Below are 6648 nucleotides of genomic sequence, written 5' to 3'. Positions count from 1 at the left end.
TCTCGATCGAGCCGACGGCCGAGAGCGGCCTCGTGCTCGGCTTCGGCGGCGTCGCCCCGCCGGCCATCCGCGCCGGGGTCGAGACGCTGGCCCGGGTGCTGGAGGAGATCGAGCGGCCGGCCGGCCGGACGGCCGCCCGCCGATCGATTGGTATGGCCGATTGACGAGATTGGACCTCGCAGGCCAGCCACTCGTCCTGCGATCCTGGCGGCTCCCGCGTCACCCGAGGCCGCGCCCTTGCCCGACAACGAGTACGACTACGTCATCGTCGGTGCCGGCTCGGCCGGGTGCGTGCTGGCGAACCGGCTGACGGCGGGCGGACGGCGCCGCGTGCTGCTGCTGGAGGCCGGCGGCAGCGACCGGCGGTTCTGGATCCAGGTTCCGATCGGCTACGGCAAGTCCTTCTACAATCCCGCCGTCAACTGGATGTACCGGACCGAGCCCGACCCGGCGCTCGACGGCCGGCAGGGATACTGGCCGCGCGGCAAGGTGCTGGGCGGGTCGAGCTCGATCAACGCCATGGTCCATGTCCGCGGCCATCCGGGGGACTTCGACGACTGGCGCGACGCCGGCAATCCCGGCTGGGGCTGGGACGACGTGCTGCCCTACTTCAAGCGATCGGAGGATTTCGCCGGCGGGGCGGACGAGTGGCGCGGCGCCGGCGGGCCCCTGCACGTCTCGACCATCGCGCGCGAGCGCCACCCGGTCTGCCTCGCCTATCTCCGCGCCTGCGCGGAAGCCGGCATCCCGTCCAATCCGGACTTCAACGGCGAGCGCTTCGAGGGCGCCGGCCTCTACCAGATCGCGACCCGGAACGGCCTGCGCATGTCGGCGGCCCGCGCCTACCTTTGGCCGGCGCGGCGGCGCCCGAACCTGCGGATCGAGACCGCGGCCCACGCCACCCGCATCCTCTTCTCGGGTACGCGGGCGGTCGGTGTCGAGTACCTGCAGGGCGGCGCGATCCGGCGGGCGCTCGCCGGCCGCGAGGTGATCCTGGCGGCGGGCGCGGTGAACTCGCCGCAGCTTCTCCAGCTTTCGGGCGTCGGGCCGGCGGACCTGCTCGCCCGCCGCGGCATCCCGGTCGTCGCCGACCGCCCGGCCGTCGGCGCCAACCTCCAGGACCATCTCTGCATCGACCATCTCTACCGCGCCCGGGGGCCGACCCTGAACGACATGCTGCGGCCCTGGTGGGGCAAGCTCCGGGTCGGCCTCGCCTACCTCCTGTTCCGGCGCGGCCCGCTCGCCATCAGCGTCAACCAGGGCGGCGGCTTCGTGAAGAGCCGGCCCGACCTCGCCCGGCCCGACCTGCAGCTCTACTTCTCGCCGCTTAGCTATACCCGCGGCGTCCCCGGCAAGCGGGCGCTGATGCGACCCGACCCGTTTCCCGGCTTCCTGCTCAGCGCCCAGCCCTGCCGGCCGACGAGCCGTGGCCACATCGCCATCCGCTCGGCCGACCCGTTCGCCCCGCCGGCCATCCACCCCAACTCGCTCGCGACGGAGTACGACCGGGAGACGCTGCTCGCGGGCTCGCGCCTGCTGCGCCGCCTCGCCGCCGCGCCGGCGCTGGCCGCGATCGTCGCCGAGGAGTTGGCGCCCGGCCCGGCGGCAACGGGCGACGCCGCGCTCGCGGCCGACATCCGCGCCCGCGCCTCCAGCGTCTTCCACCCGGTCTCGACGTGCCGCATGGGGCCGGACGACGGCACGAGCGTCGTCGACCATAGGCTCCGGGCGCATCGCCTGGGCGGGCTGCGGATCGTCGACGCCTCGGTCTTCCCCGCGCTAACCTCGGGCAACACCAACGCGCCCACCATCATGGTGGCCGAGAAGGGCGCCGACCTCGTCCTGGCCGACGCCTGATCCGCTCCCCCGGAGACCCTCCCGCGATGTCCCAAGCCGACTTCTCGCCCGACCTGAAGCTGCAGCCCTACTGGTGGGACCATGTCCCCCGCCCGGACCTGCCGGCAGCCGACCTGCCGAAGCGGGTCGACGTGCTGATCGTCGGCTCGGGCTATACCGGCCTCAACGCGGCGCTGGTGACGGCGCGCGGCGGGCGCGAGACGCTGGTGATCGATGCCGAGGATGCCGGCTTCGGCTGCAGCACCCGCAACGGCGGCCAGATCTCCACCAGCATCAAGCCGACCTACGAGAAGCTCGCCGCCAGGCTCGGCGCCGACCTCGCCTTCCGCATCAAGCGGGAAGGGTTCAGTTCGCGCGAGTGGGTCGAGGAGCTGGTCCGGCGCGAGCGCATCGACTGCGACTTCGAGGTCAACGGCCGCTTCCACGGCGCCCACAACCCGGCGCAGTACGAGGCGCTGGCGCGGCAGCTCGCCAGCCAGCCGAAGGGGCTGGAGCAGCCCTACCACATGGTGCCGCGGGCCGAGCAGCGGCGCGAACTCGGCACCGACGCCTATTTCGGCGGCGCCGTCTACGAGGCCCATGCCGGCGTCGACCCTGCCCGCCTGCACCAGGGCCTGCTGGAGCGGGTGCGCGAGGCGGGGGCCGTCGTCGTGCCGCACACCCGCGCGACCGGCATCGAGCCGGACGGATCGGGCTTCCGCGTCACCACCAGCCGCGGCACCGTCGCTGCCCGCGACGTCGTCGTCGCGACCAACGGCTACACCGAGGGCGTGACGCCGTGGCTGCGCCGCCGCGTCATCCCCATCGGCAGCTACATCGTCGCGACCGAGGAACTGCCGACGGACCTGGTGGAGCGGCTGTTCCCGACCCGCCGCGTCACCGGCGACACGCGCCGGCTCGTCTACTACTACCGCGCCTCGCCGGACGGAAAGCGCGTGCTCTTCGGCGGCCGCGTCTCGCTGACCGAGACCGACCCCAAGGTCAGCGGACCGCTCCTGCGCGCCGAACTGGTGCGCCTCTTCCCGGAACTCGCGCCCTACCGCATCAGCCATACCTGGTGCGGCTTCGTCGCCTACACCTTCGACGAACTGATGCATTGCGGCCGGCACGACGGCGTCTGGTACGCCATGGGCTACTGCGGGTCGGGCGTCGGCATGGCGAACTATCTCGGCATGCGCATCGGGCAGCAGGTCCTCGGTCAGGCCGAGGGCCGGACCGCGTTCGACGGGCTGCCGTTCCAGACCCGCCCCTTCTACACCGGCAACCCCTGGTTCCTGGCGCCGTCGATCCGCTACTATCGCTGGATGGACAGCCGGCCGATCTGACGGCGGGGCGGCGATGGCGCGCCCCCGCATTGCGCTCGCCCTCGGCAGCGGCTCGGCGCGCGGCTGGGCTCATGTCGGCGTCATCGAGGCACTGTGCGAGGCCGGCTTCGCGCCCGACATCATTTGCGGCACCTCGATGGGGGCGCTCGTCGGCGCCGCCCATGCGGCCGGGCGGCTCGAGGCCCTGCGCCGCTGGGCGGGGGGCGCCGGCTGGCGCGAGATCGTCGGCCTCCTCGACGTCCGCCTTGCCGGCGGCGGCCTCATCGAGGGCGGATCGATCGTCGCCTTCCTGCGGGGGCTCGGGATCGACGGGCGGATCGAGGACCTGTCCCTGCCCTATGCCGCGGTGGCGACCGACCTCGCCAGCGGACGGGAGGAGTGGCTGCAGTCGGGGCCGGTTCTCGATGCGGTGCGCGCCTCGATCGCGCTGCCCGGCATCATCAGCCCGGCCCGCCTCGGGGACCGCTGGCTGATCGACGGCGGCCTCACCAATCCCGTCCCGGTCTCGCTGTGCCGGGCGCTCGGCGCCGACCGCATCATCGCCGTGAACCTGAACGGCGACCTCCTCGGCCGCCGCTTCGCGGCCGCGCCCGCGGGGCCGGGACCGGCTGCCGACCTGCTCGGCCGGCTGCTGCACAACGTGCCGAAGCCGCTCCGCGACCAGTCCGTCGCCATCGCGCTCCGGCTGCTGCCGCAGGGACCGTCGGCGCCCGGCTATTTCGACGTGCTCGCCAACGCCGTCAACATCATGCAGGACCGGATCACGCGGGCCAGGCTCGCGGGCGAGCCGCCGCACGTCATGCTCGCCCCGCGCCTGCGCGACCTCGGACTGATGGAGTTCAACCGCGCGGCAGAGGCGATCGCCGAAGGCCGCGCCTGCGTCGCCGAGGCGCTGCCGGCGATCCGCCGCCTGGTTTGACCGGCCCCCGCCCGGAGCCCGAGGCCGGTCAGTCCGGCAGCCAGTCGCGCTCCCAGACGACGACATCGCCGACTCCGCCGCGCGGCAGCACCACGCGCGGGAAGAACCCGGCCTGCATCAGGTCCGGCCCGATCCGCCCCTGCCAGGGGACGCCGTGGTCGGTCTCGAAGCGGAAATCGTCGAGCCCCTCGTCGGCGAAACGGTCGACATGGCGGGCGACGAGGTCCGGCAGGTCGGCGCCGTCGACGAGCGGGCGCAGCGTGACCCGGCTGGCGACGCGGTCGATCTCCGCCGCGAGCAGGGCCTGCGCCGGCCGGGAATCCGCCGCCGGCGGCGCGTCGCGCATGCCGCGGTCGAGCGCCAGCGCCTCGTAGAAGACCGAGAGGAAGGGCCGCGACACCGAGTCCACCCAGGAGAGGGCGCCGCCATCCTCGGCCACCACCCGGAAATGCAGCGGCCGCGCGCCGAGCCGGCCCAGGCAGTCGAACTCCGCGACCGGGAAGCCCGGCCCCCGCTCCTCGGCGAAGACCATGGTGACGCCGGTCCCGTCCAGCGCCGTCAGCACGCCCTCGACCAGGGCCGCCGCCGCCTCGGGATCGTCGTCCGCCGTGACCGGGCCGAACAGTTCGGCGAGGCGGTCGGAACGGAGGTGCCATGCGATCCCGCCCCGGATGGCGCCACTGCCGTCGCGCTGCACCAGCGCCGACAGGTCGCCGGCGGCCGCCATGTCGCAGGCGAGCCCGTCGGCGACGAAGGGCCGCGGCACGGCGATCCCGAACCGCCGGCGGAACAGGGCGGCCAGCCCGGCCATCGCCGGACCGTCCGCCGGGCCGGGCGCCAGGCGGCCGCCCGGCACCGGAGCCGGGGCCACCGCCGACTCCGCCGGCATCGGATAGGACCGGACCTGCTCCAGCGTCAGCACCACGCTGCCGTCGGCGTCGAGGGCGACGGCGAGACGGTCGACGAGCCGCGAGGCGAGCAGCAGCCCCAGCGCGTCGAGCGCCGCCGCGTCGGCGACGTCGATCGGCTGGGTGACGTTGAACCAGTGCAGCGCCTCGGTCGGGAGGCGGCAGCGCAGTCGCGCCTCGACGCGCCAGTGACGATCCCGCACCTCGATGCCGAACGAACTGCCCGGGGCACGCAGGGCAACGAAGACATAGACCTCCTCGACGGCCTGGCCGAGGCGGGCGGCCGCGGCGGCGCCGAGGCCGGCCGCCAGCGCCGCCTCTTCGACCGTGGTCTCCACCGTCGCCGACTGGGCCGTGTCGGCCGGGAGGATGCGGGCGAGGGCCGCCGGCAGGGCTCGCGTCATGGCGCGATCCGACCGGTCGTGTCCCACCCGCGCCGCTGTCCGTCTCCCATCCGGGCCTCCCGCGTTGCACCGCAGCCGGATGCATATCGACCGCACACCGCGCGATCAATCGGAACCGGCGCCCCGCCTGCCGCTACCGCGCCGCCTTGCCGCTACCGCGCCGCCGGCCGCCGGCGCTATGGTCCCCCGGATGTCGACGCGACCATTGGATCGGGCCCCGGTCGCCACGGCGGCGAGGGCCGGTGCGGCATGGCCGCCGCCCGCCGGCCTCGACGGCGACGCCTGGGCCCGGGTCCACCATGCCGTCATGGCCGAAAGCGCGCGGGACCAGGTCTTCGCCCCGCACTGCAAGCTCGTGGTGCAGCAGGCATTCGACCATGTCCGGGCCGAGATCCTGCGTGGCCGCGAGCTCGTGCCGGGGTCGCAGTACCCCTACCTCCGCCATGAGCCGCAGCGACCCTCCGGCTTCTCCGAACGCACCGGACTGGCCCAGGCGCCGGTCGAGCACACGCTGTCGCTCCTGTTCTGCGCCGCCGCCGCGGCGACGGCGGAGCCGTACCTCGACCGCAGCCGGGTGTTTTCCGCCGAACCGCCACGGCCGGGACACCGCGAACTGGTGGCACCCGACGACTGGAGCGCCGGACGCTACCGCCGAGCGGTGGCGACGGTCCTCGACGATCCGCGCTGGTCGCACGTCGTCGAGCTCGACGTCGCGCGGGCCAGCCGCAGCCTCGACCGCAGGCTGCTGCTGGCGGACCTCGCCCGGATGGGACTGCCGGCGGCATGGCAGGAGGTCGCGGCGCGCCTCGACCGGTCGATGACCGCCGCGATCGGAGCGATCGGCGTCGCCGGAAGCATCGGCGCGGGACAGTTGATCACGATCGCGCTGCATCCGCTGGACGCCGTCTGCGCCGCCGCCGCCCTGCCGTCCTTCCGGCTGATCGACGGGCTGATCGCCTTCGCCGACGGCGCTGCCGCTGCCGCCCGCATCGAGGCGGCACTCGCGGCCGCGCTGGCACGGCAGGGACTGGCCGCCAATCCCGACAAGTCCGGCATCCGCGAGCGCGAAGCCCTGGCGCGCGGCTGGTCCGACGCCGAGACCCGCACCATCGAGGAGTGGCGGGCGGCTGCGGACCCGGTCGGGTCCCGAGAGCCGGCGAGCACACGACTGTACACCAGTCACGACCGGGAGGTGATGGCAGGCCCTAGGGAGCTGGGTGGGCGGGGGGGGGGGG

At 74.2% G+C, this 6648-nt stretch carries 5 protein-coding genes; 4 read left to right on the top strand and 1 reads right to left on the bottom strand.

Annotated features, from left to right (window positions below):
• Positions 1-237: 237 nt before the first annotated feature.
• From ACE3Q3_RS19175 to ACE3Q3_RS19165, 3 genes are read left to right on the top strand one after another with little or no spacing between them, the layout of a single operon-like run.
• On the top strand, positions 238-1857 hold the full coding sequence (locus ACE3Q3_RS19175; protein WP_374448816.1) for a GMC family oxidoreductase: 1620 nt from the start codon (positions 238-240) through the stop codon (positions 1855-1857).
• Between the two features lie 26 nt (positions 1858-1883).
• Complete coding sequence (locus ACE3Q3_RS19170; protein WP_374448814.1) at positions 1884-3182, top strand: NAD(P)/FAD-dependent oxidoreductase; 1299 nt, start codon at positions 1884-1886, stop codon at positions 3180-3182.
• Positions 3183-3195: 13 nt separating this feature from the next.
• Positions 3196-4101: a patatin-like phospholipase family protein gene (locus ACE3Q3_RS19165; RefSeq protein ID WP_374448812.1), complete on the top strand. Its 906-nt coding sequence runs from the start codon at positions 3196-3198 to the stop codon at positions 4099-4101.
• 28 nt (positions 4102-4129) lie between these two features.
• Here the strand turns inward: ACE3Q3_RS19165 and ACE3Q3_RS19160 are convergent, their stop codons facing one another.
• Positions 4130-5413 (bottom strand): hypothetical protein, encoded by a 1284-nt coding sequence (locus ACE3Q3_RS19160; RefSeq protein WP_374448810.1) that lies wholly within the window; start codon positions 5411-5413, stop codon positions 4130-4132.
• Between the two features lie 205 nt (positions 5414-5618).
• Between ACE3Q3_RS19160 and ACE3Q3_RS19155 the strand changes: the two genes are divergently transcribed.
• Positions 5619-6648, top strand: a 1030-nt coding sequence (locus ACE3Q3_RS19155) for a hypothetical protein (RefSeq protein WP_374448808.1), incomplete at its 3' end; no start/stop codon positions are given.

This window comes from Allostella sp. (assembly GCF_041913585.1).
Classification (GTDB): Bacteria; Pseudomonadota; Alphaproteobacteria; order ATCC43930; family Allostellaceae; genus Allostella.
This window is presented reverse-complemented; position numbering and strand designations above follow the sequence as displayed.